The following is an 18,250-nucleotide window of genomic DNA, read 5'->3' as shown; positions in this document are numbered from 1 at the left end:
CGTTATCAGTTGGTCTGCCGAACCCGCACGGCAGTGCCGTCCGCCAGCCCGGCGGGAGGCGCCACTATGACCTTGTCTCCCGGACTCACCCCGCCGAGTATCTGCCTCTGCTCCTGCATGGTGGTGCCGGCTGTGACCGCGCGGCGCAGGGCCTTGCCGTCGCGCACGATGAATACGATGTCCGTACCGCCATCATCGCGCAATGCTGACGCCGGGACCAGCACCGCTGGCCGATTGGCCGCCGCGCTCTCGAGCGAATTCGCGTCCTGGAGAAACGCGACACGCACACCCATCTCGGGAACGAGGCGTTCGTCCCTGATCTTGAGGCCAATGCGTACCTTGACCGTTGCCTTGGCGCGATCGGCGGTCGGGATGATGGCGATCACCTCGGCGGGAATGACCCAGTCGGGATATGCATTCAGCACGGCTTCGACAGCCTGACCGGGTCGGACACGGTTGATGTAGCTCTCGTTGACGTCGACCTCGATCTCGAGGGAGTTCATGTCGACCAGCGTGCCGATCCCCGTGCGGGTAAATCCGCCACCTGCGGACAGCGGCGAGACCATTTCGCCAGGCTGCGCGGCCTTGACGGTGACAACACCGTCAAAGGGTGCGCGGACCACGGTATTGTCCAGCTGCACCTGCGCAACGGCGCGCTGCTCTTCGGCGACGCCCGCGAGCCGACGCTGGCTCTGCAGCCGGGCGGTGAGCGCATCGACCAGCGTGCGGGCCGCGTCGAGATTCTGCAGACTGGTCAGTTTGCGTTCTGTCAGTTCCTCCTGGCGCTTGAGGTCGCGCTGCGCGCTCGCGAGATTGGCGCTGATCTCGTCCGCCTGCGATCGGGCGGCAAAAACCTGCGCATTCGCAAGTTCGAGTTGTGATCGGGCATCGGCATCGTCGAGGCGCGCCATGATGTCACCTTGTTTGACGTGCATGCCTTCCTCGATAAGGACTTCGCTCACCTTGCCGGTCACTTTCGCCGACACTGTTGCTTGCCGGCGCGCGACCACATAGCCAGTAGCGTCCAGCACCGAGCCTGCGCCTTTGTCGGCCGTTGCGGTCTCGGCCTGCACGACATCGACCTCCAGGGCGGGTTTTCGCAGGAACAGGAATGCGAGCGCAAGCGCCACAAGCACCGCCAGCGCTGCGAGAATCCACCAGCGGCGCATCGCGCTGTTGCCGTCATTTCCATCGCCGCTGCGATCGATGCGAATTTCCTTGAGAAGCTCGGATGAATTCATGACTCAGTCCGCGACCTGTCCGGCCGCGGTCAGGTTGTCGATGCGCTCACGAAGCGACTGCACTTCGTGCTCGAGCCGCGCGACTCGCTCGCCCAGCGTTTCGCCCGTTGTTGAGCGGGTCGTCGCCGGCGGACTGGTCGTGACGGTGGCCTCGGCGGCGAAATCGACCGGACCGCAGAGCAGATGCATGTACTCGCTGTCCTTGCGGCCGGTGCGGCGCGGCAGTTTGACGATGAGCGCCTCGCCGCCGCGATTCTGCAGTGCATCGAGCGTCGTCGCCACTGCTTCATTGTCGGCAAAATCGTGCAGACGGCCGCTATGTGCGCGCAATTCACCGGGCGTCTGTGGTCCACGCAACAGCAAGAGGCAAATGATCGCGAACTCGGCGTTGTCGAACTGAAGATCGCTGAACGTCGTATTGCAGAAGCGTTGTTTGTACTTCTCGACGCCACGGCGGAAGTTCTCCTCGATGTGCACCAGGTGCTTGTCCGCAAGACTGCGCACAGCCGCCTGTGCCTCACCCGGATCCATTGCCATGACAGGCTCGCGCGATGATTTCTGGTTGCAGGCATTGGTCAGGGAGTTGAGCGTGAGCGGATACTGGTCCGGTGTCAGCACGGATTTTTCCATCAGACAGCCGAGGACCCGGGCTTCATGTTCGTTGAGCAGGATCGACACGCTTCTTCTCCAGACTAGATTGTGGCACTGTCATCGCGTGTGACGGCAACCACCGTCGAGCGAGGTGGGGCAGCTTCGCCGTCCGGCCAATCGCTGACCGGTTCGTCAAGTGTGCCACCCTCGCCAGGATGCTGCACGCTGAGGAAAAGCGTTCGCCCGTCAGGCGTGAACTCGCAGCCCGAGAGCTCCGCCCCGACCGGGGCGCTGGCCAATTGTTGCAGTTGCCCGCGCGCAGCGCCTCGTGTTGCGATGACGAAGCAGCCATTGTTGGCCAGTGTTCGGTCGTCGGTATCCGTCACCACCCAGAGCCGGCCGGACGGGTCGATCGCGAGATTATCCGGACAGGCCATCGCGGCGCCGGCGCCATCGCCGCCGGCAAACACGAACACCTCCCAGGTGAAGCGCAATGCCGCCATATCGCCGTCGTTCTCGCTCAATTCGATAATGTGGCCGCGGCGGTTGTTGGCGCGTGGGTTGGCTGCATCGACACCGGTGTCGATCAGCCTGCCGGACCATTGCTTTTCGCCCGGGTTCGCGCTGCGATCGGGGTTCTTGGTGCAGGCGATATAGACACGGCCGCTACGTGCATCGGGCTCGATATCTTCCGGCCGGTCCATCGGGGTCGCGCCAAGAAGATCCGCCGCGGCGCGCGCCCGAATCACGACATCGGCCTCCGAAGCGAAACCGCTCCCGGGCCCGAGCGGCCCCTTCGGATCGAAGCGCAGTGGCAGCCATTGGCCGCTGCCGTCCGCATCGAAGCGCGCCACATAGAGCGTACCGTTGTCCAGTAGATCGCGGTTGGCGCGTCGATCGACGGGATTGACGACGTCGCGCGTCACGAACTTGTAGATGTATTCGAATTCGTCGTCATCACCCATGTACACGACCAGCCGGCCATCACGGCTTGTCGCGCTATTGGCGCTTTCGTGCGAGAAACGACCGAGCGCGGTTCGCTTGACCGGTCGGCTCGCCGGGTCCTGCGGATCGACTTCGACGATCCAGCCATGACGCAATGGCTCGGTCGGGTTGCTTCGCACATCGAAACGCGTGTCGACATACTCCCAGCCATAGAGGCTGCGCTGCAGCAGCGGAAATCGCCGATGTGCATCGCGCACCGCCGCGTCCGGCTCGCCGGCGAGCCAATCGGTGCTGCCGCCAAAGTAATCGTCGATGTTCTCCTCGGCACTGAGGTAGGTTCCCCAGGGTGTGCGGCCGGCCGAACAATTGGCGAACGTCCCGAGCACCGTACGGCCCTGCGGGTCGGCGCGGGTACGCAGGAGTGCAGCGCCCGCCGCCGGGCCAGCGATCGCGATCGGCGTCGTCGCGCAGATGCGGCGATTGCGCCGCCCGCCACGCAGCATCTTCCATCGACCCGATGAGCGCGCGACCTCGACGATGCTGATGCCGTGCGCGGCCTGCATGAACGAGACGGCCTGGGGATTTTGCCTTGTCCAATCTTCGCGACCTGCAGCGCGGCCCGCGGACGAGTCGGCGATAGCCGCAAAGGTCAGCGCCGCCGTCACGAACTCATTGTTGACGCACAAAACGCCGCGCGCCGAGCTGCCGGCGTCGCCAAAGTAGGCGATACCATCGCAATTGGTGCCCATGCACCCGAGCTGCCTCGTTGCGGCCGCGTCACTCGTGAGCTTGCCAGCGAGTATTTCATCCCCGGTGAGGGAGGTGTCATCACTGAAAATCGCATCGCCCCAGCGTGCGATCACATCGTAGCGATAGCCGCGGGCAAGCCGCAGTGCGTCCTCCCGCCCGGGTTTGATTGCGTCAAATGCGGACGGCTGTGATCCTGTCGGCAGCGCTCTCGCACCGACACCCGTGCAGCCGACGACGGCGAGATTCGCAACCGTCGCCGATCCCGCGCCGATGAACTGCCGGCGGCTCATTCGCAGCGCCAGCAGTTGGGCAAAAGTGGTGGCCCGAATCAAAGTGGCCGTTACTCGGGCAGGCCTTCGAGTACGGCGACGAAGAACTCGCCTTTGCCTTCACGCAATTTCTTCGCCGCAGCGTACTCGGGAGAATTCCAGAACGCCCAGGCAGCCGCCTTCGATGGGAAGCGCGACAGCACGATGCTGCGCATCTCCGCATTGCCCTCCGCGACTTCGACCTTTGGTGCGGGAGTCAGCGCGATGTGCCGGCCGCCGTATTTCTCGTAGATCGGCGGCAGGGCAGCGTTGTACGCCTTGAACCCTTCCGGGTCGGTCACGATACCCTGAACGAGCAGGTATCCGGGACGATCGCCAGATGACGGATTCACTTCATCAACCCTTCGGCGCGCAGCGCGCCCTGCACGGCGGGTCGGCTGCCAATGGACGCGCTGTATTTCGCGAGTACCGGCCACTTGCCTAGATCGATGTTCACGAACTTCGTCCAGCCGAGCACGGTGAACAGGTAGATGTCAGCAACCGAAAACTGATCTCCCAGCAGGAACTTGCGATCCTTGAGCTGCCCCGACAACCAGTCGAAGCGCCGGCCGACGTTCGCCAGCGCAAGTGATTTCATGTCATCGGTCGCCCCTGGCGCAAACATCGGGCTGAAGCTCTTGTGCACTTCCGAACTGATGTAATTGAGCCACTCGAGCAGCCGGTAGCGCGGCATGGTGCCTGCTGCGGGCGCAAGTCCCGCGGCGGGCTTTTGATCAGCCAGGTAATTGAGGATGGCACCAACTTCCGTCAGCACGCTGCCATCGTCGAGTTGCAGGGCTGGGACGTAGCCCTTGGACGTGACCGTCTTCACGTAGTCCGCGCCGCTCGCCGTCGTGTGTTTGGCGAGATCCACTTTTTCGGTTTCGAACTTCGCGCCGATCTCATGCAATGCGATATGCGGAGCCAGTGAACAGGCACCGGGCGTATAGTAGAGCTTCATGTGAGTGACTCCTGTAGGCGGGGGAGGCGATGCTAACCTCTGCCCGGGCGGGAATCCAATACGCGCCCGGGCCGACCAAACGGCCGGCGCGACATATATATAGTGTAGCGCCTGAACCTGACCCGCCGGCTTGTTAGAATAACGGGCTTGCCGCGACGGGCCTGTAGCACAACGGTTAGTGCAGGGGACTCATAATCCCTTGGTTGTAGGTTCGAATCCTACCGGGCCCATAAACGGACTACGCCTTCCTCTCCAGCGCGAATTCGCCCGCCTCGAATTGCTCGCGCAACCGGAATTTCTGGATCTTGCCCGAGCCGGTGAGCGGCCAGGCATCGACCCAAACCCAGTATCGCGGCGTTTTCTGCGGTGAAAGGCGTTCGCGTATGAAGGCCTTAAGGGCGGTTGCGTCTGGCCGCTCCCCGGTCGCCGCCCGCATGAAGCAGGCGACCTGCTCGCCCCATTTCCCGTCCGGCACACCGACCACGGCAACCTCGGCAATCGCCTCGTGCTCGAGCAGGGCGTTTTCGATTTCCGCCGGAAAGAGATTCTCGCCGCCGCGTATGATCATTTCCTTGACGCGGCCGGTGATCTTGAGATAGCCGCGCGCATCCATCGTGCCGAGGTCACCGGTATGCAACCAGCCCTCGCTGTCGATGGCCTTCGCGGTCGCCTCGGGGTTGTCGTTGTAGCCCAGCATGTTCTGATAACCTCGACAGCAGATTTCGCCCTGGGCGCCGATCGGTACCACGGCGTTACTCGCGGGATCGCGTATGGACACCTCGGTGTGAGGCATTGGCTGGCCGATCGTGCCTGTCAGGTCCTCGATGCTGTCGTCGTGCCAGGCTTGTGTAATGAGAGGTGAGGTCTCCGTCTGGCCATAGACAATCTGAACCTGTGCATTCAGTACGACTCTTGCCCGGCGGCACAATTCCGGCGCAACCATGGCGCCGCCGGACATGATGTGCCGCATCGACGTCATGTCGGCGCTGCTGCGTTCCGCCGCGTCGATCAGTGCGACGAGCATGGTGGGCACCGCGAGAATGAATCCGGCTCGCTCCCTGGCGATCACGTTCACGATCATCTCTGCGTCGAATAGCGGTGGCATCAGCAGCGTTGCGCCGGCGCCCAAGCCGCCAATCGCCAGAATCGCGCAGCCGGTCGTGTGAAACATGGGCATGTTGTGCATCACGACTTCGCCTGGCTCGACGCCGCAACGAGCCATACCGTCACGGGCATTCTGCACCAGCCCCTGATGATGTAACACGGCCCCTTTCGGAAAGCCGGTGGTGCCCGATGTGTACTGGATCTGCACCGGATCGCGCGGGGAGGGTTCACGGAGCCTGCCGTCATGCTCGCCTGCAAATAGACCAGCGTGATCGGTGAGCCGTATACGATGGCGCACCGAAGACAAATCGCTGCACGCGGCCTCGACGATGGCCTGCATCGGATTGCCGCGAAACCCGGTGACGTAGTAGATGGCTTCCGATCTCGATTGCTCGAGAACGTAGCGTAATTCGCGCTTCTGGTAGGCAGGATTGACGGTAACGAGCGTGACGCCGGCCAAGGCACAGGCGAGTTCGAGCAATACCCATTCCGGAATATTGTTGGCATAGACGGCGATACGTGCGCCCTGTGCATGCCGCGATGCCAGTGCGCGCGCCAGGCGCTCGCTGTCCGCCAGCAACTGCGCATAACTCCAGACGCGCCCAACTGCGCCATCCTGGCCAATTTCCTTGAGTGCAACCCGTTCGGGTGCAGCGGCAACCGATCGGCGCAGCATGGCGCCGATGGTCGTCAGGTTTTCCGGCTCACCGTCCTGTGCCGGAAACAGCGATTCCTTGAGCGTGACTCGATACATCGTTGCCTCGCTTCAGGCATTCTGGTAGTTCAACCACAACATGCCGCCACCGATGAGCGCGAGCGCTGCAACGCGACTGGCATTGATGGGTTCCCTGAATGCCGCTATTCCAATCAGAAACACGATGGCGGTCGCAGTCGCGTTGATGATGAACGCGCTCGAGAGGCGTAGACCGCGCCCGAATGTCAGCAGCGCAAACGCATCGGCTCCGGCGGCCGCAATGCCGGCGAGCACCAGGAACAGGACTGCCCTGCGATCGAGCTCGATACTCTGGCCACCGGCCTTGAGGCCCATGACGATGCCAAGGTTGACGAGCAGTGCGGTCGCCGAGACGATCGCTGCACCCAGAGCCGCTGTTGTCTGGTTCGAACCGAGTTTGAGAAATATTGCCCAAAGGGCCGCCGCGCATCCGGCGCAAAGCGCGAACAACAAGGCCGTATTCATGCGGCAGCTCTCCCGGCCATTCCAGGGCCGTTGCCATGAAACCACAACGATAACGCCTGTTGCCATTCGAAGACAGTCGTCAGGTCATTTGACGATATGGATGCCGCGAACAGCTTGTCAGTATCGTCCGACAGCACGGCGGGCCATTGTCCGTCACGATCCGTCGACTCCGTCACTTTCCCGACTGCGCCGGCGCTGCTGTAATGTCAGCAAGGTGTTGTTCGAACGCTTGGCGCGTGAGGTGCAAACATGAACAGATCGATGTTGGTCGGTGCAGTCATCGGAGCCGCTGCTGTTACTGCCGGCGGCGCCATTGCCGGTTATAGCGCGTGGGAACGCAGCCACAATGCCGAGGTCCTGAGTGCCGAGCCGCTCACCAAGCTCGTCAAGACGCCCCGGCAGGAATGCCGCGACGTGACCGTCACCCATCAACAGGAGCCTCGCGACAAGAAGCGCGTGACAGGCACCGTGGTCGGTGCTGTCGTCGGAGGTGTGCTGGGGAATCAGGTCGGTGGCGGTACCGGCAAGACCATTGCCACGGTCGCGGGGGCGGCTGCGGGCGGCTACGCGGGCAATCGCGTGCAGCAGCGTGTGCAGGAAGGCAACACCTACGAGACAACGGAACAGCAATGCAAGACGGTTTACGAATCGCACCGCGAGCCCGATGGCTTCAAGGTGACCTATCAGCTCGATGGTGCGACCGGAACGGTACGCATGGCTCGTGACCCAGGCAAGTTCATCCCGGTCAAGGACGGAAAGCTCGTACTCGACGAGGCCTGAGCCCGGGCCTCGCTACTGCAACCCGGCTGGCTGTCCGACGCCCGGCCCCAGGTGTTTTCGCAGGAACTCGTCAAGAGTCCTGAGTGCCAGCTTCTCGTTGTCGTCCGACCAGGCAGGATGGGTCTCGAGTTTGACTTCGACGAGCTCTGTCGCGTTGCCGGCCTTGGTGAGCGCCTTGGCCATGAGACGCGATTGTTGAACGGGCACGACGAAATCTTCGCTGCCATGCATCAATAGCACCGGAATCTTGATGTCGGCGGCCAGGTTCACGGGTGAACGCGCTTCGAGCTTCGCGGTGTCGGTTTCCGGATTGCCAATCGACTTCAGCCAGTACTTGTAACCCTCCGACTGATCGCCCCAATTGCGCTTTCGCCAATTGATGAATTCGACCAGGTCGGTTGGGCCAGCGACGGAAGCCGCGCACTTGAACCGCTCGGAAGTGAGCGCAGCGGCCATCAAGGCCGCATAGCCGCCGTAGGATATGCCGACGACACAGACGCGCCGGGGGTCAACACGCTGGGTGCGAGCGAGTGCATCGAGACCGTCGATCAAATCATCCTGCATTTTGCCGCCCCACTCGCGATAACCCTTTTCGCTGAATGCCCGGCCAAATCCATCCGAGCCGCGAAAATTGGGTTGGAAGACGGCATAGCCACGCGCGGCCATGAACTGCACCCATTGATCGTAGGCGAGATGATCGCGAATCTCCGGTCCGCCATGCGGGAAAAGAACGAGCGGCAGATTCTTGAGGCCGTCCGCACCGGGTGGCATCGTCAGATAGCCATGCAACGCCAGGCCATCACGCGCCTGGTAGTCGATCACCTGCATCGATGGCATGGCCTTGCCGATCGTGGCGCCCTGAAACGCCCCGAGCGGCTGGATACTCTTCTGCTCGACCTGATAATAGTAGAAGCCCGGCGGGTCAGCGGGACCCGCAACGCGCAGCAGGAAGACTTTGTTGTCCGTGGATGAATCGAAGACAGAGACGTCGGCCCGATCGGAAAAGAACTTTCGCAAACCGCGCATATGTGCGTTGATCCGGGGATCGGAGAACTCGCAGACGCGAACGTGCGCCAGGTAGCAATACCACGCAATACCCTTGCCATCCGCGGAAGCATGCGCAGATTCCAGGTCGAATTGGCTGTGCTCGATGATCGGCTCGCCGAATGATTCGCTGCCGAGGTCGTAGAGGTACACGCCTCGCCGGTCGCGGCCCGGTGGTCGTGCGAGCACGTAGTATTTGCCCGCCACATCCGCGGGTCCGATGGCGTCATAGTCCGAGTCGCGTTCGCGCATTTCGCGCAATCGCTCCTTGTGGAAGGGCTTCCAATTGCCATCGTCGAGTTTGCGCAGATAGGTCACTGTGCCAGCCGAAACCTGTACCTGCACAACGGGTTTGCCATCGACATCGAGCCACCAGCTGACAATCTTCGCGTTCGGTTTCTCGATGACGGCACCGCGTCCCGTGGCAATGTCGACCTGCATCAGGCTGGGGCCATAGTCGCCATTGACGATCATCAGGATGTGTTGGTTATCCCTCGGCAGGAGGTCTGCGATCGATCCGAGGTCCAGTGTCCCGACCAGGCCCTGGTCACGGTTATCCTGCAGCAGCCGCAAGAGGTTCTTGCCATCACGATCAATGGCGAACAGCCGGTCGCCGAATTTCTGGTATTGCTGAATTGTGTAGGTGAACGTGCGCGCGTCTTCATCGGGCACGACGCGCGTGCGAAATATCAGTCTTTGATCCGACTTCCAATACACTGAAATGATATATGCATCGGACTTCTGGACCACCTTGTCGCGCGACATGGCGATGATGGCGGCGGAACTGCCGTTCGCGAGGTCCAGGACGAACAGCTGATCCTCGTCCTCATTGCGGTTGATGAACGCGAGGTAACGACCCGATGGCGATACCGCTGCGTCGGGGAGCGACACTGGAGAATAGAGGTCCTCAAGCGTCAGCGGCGCCTTGTTCTCGACGCCCGCTGTCTCGGGCTGCGTGGCCGTCCCCGCAATCGCGACGGCCGATGTCAATGTGGCGCTGAGCACCGCGAGACCGAAGCAAATCATCCGCATGATGCAAATCCCTTCACACGACGAACAATGGCCCGAGAACTGGCCAATCGGTTACACGGCTTCCACGCACTCCTTGAGCAGGCCCTGCACTTGCGTGGCAATGGGTTCGAGCGACGGGTTACGCACTGCCTGCATGGATGCAATCGGGTCGACGGCGGATACCTCGACGCGGCCCGGCCCCAGCTCCTGGACGATGACATTGCAGGGCAGCATGGTGCCGATCTTGTCCTCCGCCGACAGCGCCTGGTAGGCAAAGCGCGGATTACAGGCGCCCAGGATTCGATAGGGCCGAAACTCGACGTTGATCTTCTTGCGCAGCGTCGCGGCGACGTCGATTTCGGTCAGCACGCCGAAGCCGCGGGCGGCAAGTTCCGCCGTGACTTTGGCGATCGCCTGATCGAAGGGCAGGTTAACCGTTTTAGAGAAGTGGTAGCTCATCGGGATTCTCCAGTCGCAAGCGAACATGATATCCCACCGGCCCGTCGGATCGGCAGTTGGCGGCGGTGGCCATCCCGTTACAATGCCGCACCGTATCCCGGAAAAGGGCGATGACCATGAAGATACCTTGCCGATTTGCGCCGCGAGCCGCAGCCTACCTGCTGTCGGGCTTGATGCTCGCGACGCTGGCGTTTACGGCAGGCGCGGCTGAGCTGACCGTGCCTGCGGCAGCCGAATGGCACAAGGACTTCGATGTCGACAAGGCCACACAGGCCTGGATCGACACGTTACCCGCTGCCGCCCGGGCGCGCTCGGACGCCTACTTCGAAGGCGGCTACTGGCTGCAAGTCTGGGGCCTGCTATGGTCACTGGCGGTCGCCGCCTGGTGGCTCATGGGCAAACGCGCGGCGCGCCTGCGCGATCTGATCGGTCGTCACGCCGGCGGCCCCTGGCGTCAGGCGGCGGTCTTCGCCGCCATCTTTCTGGTCGTGTCCTGGGTGCTCACGCTGCCGCTCGATATCTACCAGAACTGGTACCGTGAACGCCAGTACGAGCTCGCGACACAGACCTTCCTGCCCTGGTTCGGCGAGCAGTTGCTGTCGCTCGCCATCGATGTCCTCATCGGTGCGCCTGTCATCGCCACGATCTATGCGGCCGTGCGACGCGCGCGCGAACACGCCTGGGTCTGGGCGAGCGGTATCGTTACAGCGGTGATAATTGTTCTGGTCGCCCTGTCGCCGGTTTTCATCGCGCCGCTATTCAACGACTACAAGCCGCTTGAAGCCGGCCCGGTGCGTGACCAGATCCTGTCCCTGGCGCGCGCCAATGGCGTGCCGGCGGATAACGTATATCGCTTCGATGCGTCGCGGCAGACAACCCGGATCAGCGCCAACGTATCCGGCGCGCTCGGCACGACGCGCATCAGTCTCAATGACAACCTTCTCGAGCATACCAGCTTGCCGGAAATACGCGCAGTGATGGCCCACGAGATGGGCCATTACGTGCTGCATCATGGCTGGAAGACCATCATAGGCTATGCGCTCGTCATCGCGCTGCTCTTGTATTTGCTGCAGCGGATCCTGAGCCGCTTCGTCGCAAGACGCGGCGCGCGCTTTGGCATCTATGACCGAGGGGACATTGCAGGCTTGCCGCTGGCGATGGCGATCCTGTCGGTGCTGGGTTTCCTGGCGACCCCGGTGTTCAACAACATCACCCGTGTTTTCGAATCGGAGGCAGACATCTTCGGTCTGAATGCGGCCGGCGAACCCGAAGGGTTCGCCAGCGTCGCCATGCGCCTGTCAACCTATCGCAAGATCAGTCCAGGTCCGATTGAAGAGGTTATCTTCTACGATCACCCGAGTGGACATACCCGCGTCCAGATGGCGATGCGCTGGTTGGCCGAGCATCCACCCGCCAGTACGCGCTAGCTAGCGTGCGGCGATGCGGGTCAATGCGCCGCTTGCCGACGCCAGGTAGGCTGAAAGGCGCATCGCATTGACATCGGCAGGCGGACACTTCGAGTAGTCGACCATGATAGGTCCGTTGGCCGTGCCCTGGGTGATATCCGGATCCGTCGTAGCGGTGCCGTTTTGCCGCGCATTCAGCGAGCGCTGCACCAATTTGAAATACGCGCCACCGAGCATTGCGTCGAATCGCAACAGTAGCGCAAGGTTGGTCACGCCGTCGGCACCTGGAATCGGCGTGCTTGCGAGCGTTGGCGGGCGTGCAATGACGTTGCGACCGAGCGATGAATTGGTTGCAAGCCCCATGACGATCTGAAACACGATGTTGCGGCCTGGATCGGACTCAGGGCCGAAGCCGGGCGGCAATGTCGTGCCCGATGCAGGGCCCTGGCTCGACGAATCGCTGCTCCAGACCCGGTTGCCTTCTTCGCCAGGGTGCAACAGGTCGTAAATCAGGTCACCGAGCGTATAGCCATCGTTTGCGCCAACCGCGTCAAGAAATGCACCCGCGACCTGGTATGCGCCATACCCGGCCGATGCAGCAGCGATGCCGGCTCCTCCGGCCGCCGCGCCGCCCGCGGTGGCGATGGCGGCAACCGATGTAGAGGCTGCGCTGCTGCCCGCAACGCCGGCGAAGGCCCCACCCGCCGTCAGTACGCCGCCGATGAAGTCGCCCTCGGCCGCCAGCGATGTATTGCCGGTGCGAAAGCCCTGTTCTCCAAGCAGGCGTGTGAGCTGCTCCGGCCGCAGCTCCTGCATCATCGCGCCGGAGACATTTCGTTCGATTGCGGCGCGGATACGCGCGCGCACCGCATCGGGATCCACGTTGACCCCAACGGATAATGTCTGCAATGCCGAGTTGGCGGCGGCGACCAGCTGCGGTGTGCCGATGCTCACGAGATAGCCTGTCAACGACGCCCTGCGCCTGCCGAGAAAATACCGTTCAAAGCTGCTGACGACGAGGAAGTAGCTGTGCGTCCTGCTTTTCGCATTGGCCTTCATGACAAGTCCGAGCGCGGAGGAGGTGTAGGGCTGCTTGGGGCGTGCGAACGCAGCGGGTGTCAGCAACGTGGCGCTCGCGCAGGCGAGCAGCTGTCGGCGGGTCAATTGCATTCGATGAATCTCCGGAGTGATTGAACGGGATACGGCGCCAGAGGGTTGCTGTCTAAAGATGTCTGAAGAAGATCGTAATTTCGCGTGGTGCGACGGCGCCTGAGTCGAGTTCCGCAGGCGCAACCGCATCGAGCGCGAACGCTGTGGCACCTTCGACCGCTACCTTGCGGATGTCGCGGGTCGTCGCCGCGGCGGCGAAACGGTTCGCTTGCGCGCAACTGCCAAGGCCGCTGCCAGCGGCATCGATGGCGGCAACGTTCACGATGTCCCGCGTGGCTGCGAGAAGTTGCGGCGTCGCGCAGGGCGTCAGGACGAGCCGCAACTGTTCGTTTCCTGTGAGCGCAGTGAACTCGTATGGACCCAGCTGGGCAAGTTGCGCGCCAGCGAGATCGATATGGTCAATCTGCGTCTGCTGCCCGGCTGGATTGATATTGAAGACGTCCATCTGTCCGGGCAGTGTGGGGCGCAGGAATACGATGAAGCGGTCCCCCGACCGGAATTCATGACCCGCCGGATCCACAGGCTGCGTCGATCCGTCGGGAAAAAGCAAATGAACCTCGAATGCAAGGCCGGCAAACATTTCGCCGCCCGTCGCACCGGCCTCCAGGTTCTGGGAAAACTGCGAATCGCCAGTCAGTGGTGCGCCGGTTGCCGGATCGAAGAAGCGCGGTTGGGACGCACTCGAGACCAGCGGTTGTCCGGTAGATTGGGCGAACCCGTTCGCGTCCGGCACCGGGAGTGGCTCCTGGGCGGCCACGGAAGCCTGCGGTGCGACCTTCAACTTGCGACTGAACCATTCAGTCAAACCGCCCGTGATGGTTTGAGTCAATCCATTCAGCAGGACCGCGCCGCCAGCTTGCACGACGTTACCCAGGGTCTGCGCGAAAAGTCGCTTGAAACTCGGTCGCGGCGGACTGTCCGGGATGATCGGGCCACTCGACGTGAGCTCGCCCGGCGCGGCGACGGGTGGAAAATCGGCCGTCTGGACGACCTCCTGGCAATGGCCAGGCGTCTGGCTCGCCAGGGACAAGCCCGCGATCAGAAGCAGCGTCTTGATATGGAAATCTCGTGCGGGATTCATCGGTGTCAGGCCTCTTTCGCGTTCCCTGTCGGTGCAGAACGAATCATGGCGAGGAAGTGGTCTTGAGCCTGTCGGCACGCCATTTGTGCGAAGTGGTTCGTTATTGATCGCGGCACAGTGGCAGGACGGTGAGGTGGCGGAGTGTCTATTGCGCGAACAGGGGATTGGCGACGCGGTTTCATCGGCGCTTGCGCCGTGGCGATGGCGGCCACTTCGCTCGGGGGCGCTCGAGCGGTGGCAGCCGAACCCGATAGCACAACGCAATGGTTGGTGGTCGACTGCCTGTTGCCGGGGCAGGTGCGCACCCTGGGTCAGCGCAGCGTCTATATGACCGCGCGTCGCCCGGCACGATTGCCTGCCCGCGAGTGCCAGATCCGGGGCGGCGAGTTCGTGTCCTACGATCGGGCGGACCTCGCCAGTGCGCTTGCGGCCTGGCTACCGGCGGCTGAGCGGGGCGACAAGTCAGCGCAGGTAATCGTCGGTGAAATCTACGAGCGCGGCATGGGCGTTGGCCCCGACTATGCTGCTGCGATGGGCTGGTACCGTCGTGCCGCTGATCAGGGCGATGCGCGCGCAGAGGTCAACATCGGTCAGCTCTTCGAGCGGGGATTGGGCGTTGCACCCGATGCTGCGACTGCCCTGGAGTGGTACCGTCGAGCGGCCGGCAAGGGCATTGGCGTTGCCATCGACAGGCTGCAAACCGCCGCCGCAGAATCCTCGATGACCACCGCGCTCGAAGCGCTGCAAAGCAAAGCCGCAGCGCTGCAGCACAACTATGATGAACAACGCCGCGTGGCTGATGAGCTACAGTCGCAACTCGAGATCGCACGACGCGAAGGTGCCGCCCAGGCGCAACGAGTCACCGAGCTGGAAGCGGGCACGACTGACTCGGATGCGGCTCTGGCGAACGAGAAGGCTCGGTTCGTGCAGCTGACCGCGCAGTTGACTGCTCGCGAACAGGAATTGACTGTCCAGCGTGACCGCGCCTCGGGGCTTGACAGTGAGCTTCAGCGAGTTCGTGCGGAACTCGAGAGCCTGCGCCTGCCGATCAGGCAGGGATTGCTCGCAGGTCCGGAAGTCACGCTGATCGAACCATTGCTCAGCAAGACCCGTGACATCGTACCGGTCGCTGCGACCGCAACCGGGACCCATATTGTCGGCCGCGTGACTGCACCTGCCGGATTGACCATGTTGAGTGTCAATGACCAGGTTGTGAATACCAATGAGTTCGGCGTATTCAGGATGGATCTGAAGGCCAGCGACGCCGAAATCCCCGTGCTGATCACCGCCATCGATGCGCAGGGCAAACGCTCCGATCTGCATTTCGCGTTTCGTGGCGCGAGCGTGCATCCTGCCGTGGATAACCGGCCGAGCCGCACCCGGCTACCTGGCGAACTGCCACGCAGCGCCTTCGGCCGTTTCCACGCGCTGATCATCGGTAACAACAATTACCGCTTCCTCCCGAAATTGTCATCACCCATCGATGATGCGAAGGATCTCGCGGATGTTTTGCAGCGCCGCTATGGATTTGCAACGACTGTGCTCATCGATGCGGATCGGTATCAGGTCCTTTCGGCGCTTAACAACCTGCGCGAGTCACTCACCAGCGAAGACAACCTGCTGATCTACTTCGCCGGGCATGGTGAGCTCGATGAGGTCAATCAGCGCGGCCACTGGTTACCTGTGGACGCCGAACGAAACAGCACGGCCAACTGGATTCCAACGACTGCCGTCACCGACCTCATCAATATCATGCGCGCCAAACAGGTCATGCTGGTCGTCGATTCATGCTATGCGGGCGCGCTGACGAGATCCGCCATGGCTCACCTCGACACCGGCATGAGTGATATCGAACGCATGCACTGGTTGCGCACCATGGCACAGAAACGGTCAAGGACGGTACTCACCTCGGGTGGCGTTGCGCCCGTGCTCGACGCGGGCGGCGGGCGACACTCGGTATTCGCCAAGGCGCTACTTCAGGTCCTGGATGCCAACGATGGCATCCTCGAAGGCCAGCGATTGCATCGCGAGGTTGCCGCCCGTGTTGCCTATGCCGCGGCGAACATGCGATTTGATCAGGTGCCGGAGTACGCTCCGATCCGATTCGCCGGTCACGAGGCGGGTGAATTCTTCCTGGTCGCCGATGGGCGCGAAAAAGCTCGTTAGAACTCAACCCGCAGGCCGAGCGTGGCCCGCTGCCTGTCGAAGTCTTCACTGCCGACCAGTATCGAATAGTCAATGAACGGCATCCAACCACCAGGCAGTATGCAGGCCACGCTAAGCCCGGCGTTCAGGGCATTGCGATCGCCCTGTTGTCCGTTGAAGGAATAGTTCGTTGCTGCGCCATCCTGGACGAAGCGGGCTGTTGCCCGCCCCGCATCAGCCTTGAGTTCCTGTTGATACTCGAGGCGCAGCTGCGGCAATACGACGCCCAACCGGGAGCTGGCAGAATAGCCGATACGCATGCCCGCGTGTGCCAACAGCGAGTTTCGTGACGAGGCATCGAACGCCATGTTGAGGCCCGATCCGTTCAAATCGGTTTCCTCGTAAGATCCAATACGTGTACGTGAGAGCGTCACACCAGCATAGGGACCGAAACTGACAGCACCGCGCTGTTGATCGAATCCCGCGTTGATGCTCGCCCAGTTGGTGCGGATACTGGCGCTGCCCGCCACCCGCACATCGAACTGGGGAAGGGACCTGGTCGATTCCTGAAAGACCGGGTTGCGGGCGAAGTCCGAATCGCCACGCTCGGAACCGGCGCTCAGTTCCATGTAGAAGCGGTCGCTGATGCGCCAGGTTCCGAAAACGGTAAGGTAGCGCTGCTTGCCGTCGGCCGAGCCCGCACTCGCAGCGGGCACGAAATTGACGCCGGGTGCTTCGGCCGCAAAGGCGTAGTCGCTCTTTTCATAGCCGACCAGCGCGCCCATGACCAGGCGGTCCGAACGACGATAATCGAGCCCGATTTCGAGCGCCCGGCTGTCGCCATCGAAATTTCGTTCCGAAGCATTGTCCTTGCTGTCGCGCTCGAACCAGCTCGCGTGGATGTTGACGAGTACCGACAGCGGTCCGGCGACCGCGGTCGTGTCATCGCCGTTTGACAGCGGGCCGCCGTCACGCAGCTTTTCGCCCTTCTCGCGCACCGCCTTGCTGCGCGATTGCGCCGAGCTCAATGCGGGTCGGCTATGGCCGATGTTCTGGCTGGGGTTCAGCGATGACTCGCTGTCACCGGAGAGATTGCCCAGGCCAGCGGGGGTTTCCCCGCATCGGGCGGCGAGCTGCCCGGTTGGAGACTGGCAGACATCGAAGAAAAAGTTCTGGAATTCGGCATTGGCGGCAAATGCTTGCGGCAGGACAGTGGCGCAACCTGTCAGGGCAGCGACCAGTACGCTGGGTTTGGCGGGCATGGGAGTCGACTCCTGGGCGTTGGGATGCGACGTAACAACGATTACCCGCCCGGAAATGGCTTGGCAGCAGTGGCCGGTGCCCCTCATAAGCAATTCTTGAGTGATCCTTCAGCCTAGCTTGAGGACCCTGCGCGCGGCGCCCGGCTCAATGACCACTGTGTCAAACCCGGGAGCCACTACCATGTCGAATGCCCAATCCAGCCGCCCGTGCATAACGCAACTGTTCAATCACCACCACCGCAGCCTGGTTCGCTTTCTGTTCAGGATGACCCGCTGTCCACAGCGCGCCGAGGACCTGGCCCAAGTTGCGTGGCTGAAGGTACTGGACGCGCAGTCGCGCGCAGCCTGCGACTGTGCCGATGAGGCGCAAATGCGTGCCTTTCTCTTCACGGTGGCTCGAAATGCGTTCCTCGACGAGTACACGCGCAAGCATGCCAGCACCCGTACCAGTGCAACCGACCCAGCGATACTCGACACGATGATTGATCACGCGGTGCACGAGAGCGGTCCGGAATCCGCCGCCCAGCAGGACCAGGTTCGCAAGGTCCTCAGCAGTGCCGTCGAGCGTCTGCCGGCGGAGCAGCGCAAGGTTCTGGCATTGTGGTGCGGCGGCAGCAGCATCCGTGACATGGCTGCGAAATGCCAAGCACCGACCGACACGGTATTGAGCCGCAAGAAATATGCAATCGCAAGGTTGCGCGGACTTCTCGACAGGCAGGCACTGGCCGGCTGCTAGGGCTGCCCGGTTGAGCCAACTGCGTTCGCCTGATCGTTTAGCATCGCATGATATCCGC

General features: G+C 62.4%; 16 protein-coding genes and 1 tRNA gene. 5 read left to right on the top strand and 12 right to left on the bottom strand.

The genetic code is table 11. The features are described 5' to 3' along the window. Nucleotides 1-5: 5 nt before the first annotated feature. From R3E77_15300 to gstA, 5 genes are read right to left on the bottom strand one after another with little or no spacing between them, the layout of a single operon-like run. On the bottom strand, nt 6-1,241 hold the full coding sequence (locus R3E77_15300; protein MEZ5500778.1) for an efflux RND transporter periplasmic adaptor subunit: 1,236 nt from the start codon (nt 1,239-1,241) through the stop codon (nt 6-8). 3 nt (nt 1,242-1,244) lie between these two features. After that, nucleotides 1,245-1,919 carry a DUF480 domain-containing protein gene (locus tag R3E77_15295; protein MEZ5500777.1) on the bottom strand — a complete coding sequence of 225 codons (675 nt, stop codon included), beginning with the start codon at nt 1,917-1,919 and terminating at the stop codon, nt 1,245-1,247. 14 nt (nt 1,920-1,933) lie between these two features. Continuing rightward, complete coding sequence (locus tag R3E77_15290) at nt 1,934-3,817, bottom strand: PhoX family phosphatase (protein MEZ5500776.1); 1,884 nt, start codon at nt 3,815-3,817, stop codon at nt 1,934-1,936. A 50-nt stretch (nt 3,818-3,867) separates the two neighbouring features. Next, nucleotides 3,868-4,188 (bottom strand): DUF1330 domain-containing protein, encoded by a 321-nt coding sequence (locus R3E77_15285; GenBank protein ID MEZ5500775.1) that lies wholly within the window; start codon nt 4,186-4,188, stop codon nt 3,868-3,870. Then, entirely contained in the window at nt 4,185-4,796 is a 612-nt protein-coding gene (gstA, locus tag R3E77_15280; GenBank protein MEZ5500774.1) for a glutathione transferase GstA, read from the bottom strand. The genes R3E77_15285 and gstA overlap by 4 nt, the downstream gene beginning before the upstream one ends. Before the next feature lie 157 nt (nt 4,797-4,953). On the opposite strand from gstA, the gene R3E77_15275 reads away from it, so the two are divergent. Continuing rightward, a tRNA-Ile gene (locus tag R3E77_15275) sits at nt 4,954-5,026 on the top strand. An 8-nt stretch (nt 5,027-5,034) separates the two neighbouring features. Here R3E77_15275 and R3E77_15270 read toward each other — a convergent pair. Beyond that, nucleotides 5,035-6,654: an AMP-binding protein gene (locus R3E77_15270; protein ID MEZ5500773.1), complete on the bottom strand. Its 1,620-nt coding sequence runs from the start codon at nt 6,652-6,654 to the stop codon at nt 5,035-5,037. A 12-nt stretch (nt 6,655-6,666) separates the two neighbouring features. Then, nucleotides 6,667-7,098: a hypothetical protein gene (locus R3E77_15265; protein MEZ5500772.1), complete on the bottom strand. Its 432-nt coding sequence runs from the start codon at nt 7,096-7,098 to the stop codon at nt 6,667-6,669. 249 nt (nt 7,099-7,347) lie between these two features. Between R3E77_15265 and R3E77_15260 the strand changes: the two genes are divergently transcribed. Beyond that, nucleotides 7,348-7,878, top strand: a complete 531-nt coding sequence (locus R3E77_15260; protein ID MEZ5500771.1) for a glycine zipper 2TM domain-containing protein — start codon at nt 7,348-7,350, stop codon at nt 7,876-7,878. 12 nt (nt 7,879-7,890) lie between these two features. On the opposite strand, the gene R3E77_15255 is transcribed toward R3E77_15260, so the two are convergent. Both R3E77_15255 and R3E77_15250 read right to left on the bottom strand, forming a co-directional pair. Beyond that, complete coding sequence (locus tag R3E77_15255; GenBank protein MEZ5500770.1) at nt 7,891-9,954, bottom strand: S9 family peptidase; 2,064 nt, start codon at nt 9,952-9,954, stop codon at nt 7,891-7,893. 51 nt (nt 9,955-10,005) lie between these two features. Further along, the gene (locus R3E77_15250; protein ID MEZ5500769.1) at nt 10,006-10,392 is read right to left on the bottom strand and encodes a DUF302 domain-containing protein; all 387 of its coding nucleotides are present in this window, start codon (nt 10,390-10,392) and stop codon (nt 10,006-10,008) included. Between the two features lie 110 nt (nt 10,393-10,502). Here R3E77_15250 and R3E77_15245 point away from each other — a divergent pair, with 110 nt between their 5' ends. After that, a complete protein-coding gene (locus tag R3E77_15245) occupies nt 10,503-11,819 on the top strand; it encodes a M48 family metallopeptidase (protein ID MEZ5500768.1) in 1,317 nt (438 codons plus the stop codon). On the opposite strand, the gene R3E77_15240 is transcribed toward R3E77_15245, so the two are convergent. Together R3E77_15240 and R3E77_15235 are read right to left on the bottom strand one after the other, a co-directional pair. After that, on the bottom strand, nt 11,820-12,968 hold the full coding sequence (locus tag R3E77_15240; protein ID MEZ5500767.1) for a hypothetical protein: 1,149 nt from the start codon (nt 12,966-12,968) through the stop codon (nt 11,820-11,822). It abuts the gene before it with no gap. A 52-nt stretch (nt 12,969-13,020) separates the two neighbouring features. After that, nucleotides 13,021-14,049 (bottom strand): hypothetical protein, encoded by a 1,029-nt coding sequence (locus R3E77_15235; GenBank protein ID MEZ5500766.1) that lies wholly within the window; start codon nt 14,047-14,049, stop codon nt 13,021-13,023. A 141-nt stretch (nt 14,050-14,190) separates the two neighbouring features. Between R3E77_15235 and R3E77_15230 the strand changes: the two genes are divergently transcribed. Further along, a complete protein-coding gene (locus R3E77_15230) occupies nt 14,191-16,215 on the top strand; it encodes a caspase family protein (protein ID MEZ5500765.1) in 2,025 nt (674 codons plus the stop codon). Here the strand turns inward: R3E77_15230 and R3E77_15225 are convergent. After that, a complete protein-coding gene (locus tag R3E77_15225; protein ID MEZ5500764.1) occupies nt 16,212-17,456 on the bottom strand; it encodes an autotransporter outer membrane beta-barrel domain-containing protein in 1,245 nt (414 codons plus the stop codon). The two genes, R3E77_15230 and R3E77_15225, sit on opposite strands and share 4 nt — an antisense overlap. A gap of 181 nt (nt 17,457-17,637) precedes the next feature. Here R3E77_15225 and R3E77_15220 point away from each other — a divergent pair, with 181 nt between their 5' ends. Further along, on the top strand, nt 17,638-18,192 hold the full coding sequence (locus R3E77_15220; protein MEZ5500763.1) for an RNA polymerase sigma factor: 555 nt from the start codon (nt 17,638-17,640) through the stop codon (nt 18,190-18,192). Nucleotides 18,193-18,250 lie beyond the last annotated feature (58 nt).

This window comes from Steroidobacteraceae bacterium (genome assembly GCA_041395505.1).
Taxonomy (GTDB): domain Bacteria; phylum Pseudomonadota; class Gammaproteobacteria; order Steroidobacterales; family Steroidobacteraceae; genus JAWLAG01.
Note: the sequence above shows the minus strand (reverse complement) of the source record. Positions and strands in the feature narration are given on the sequence as shown.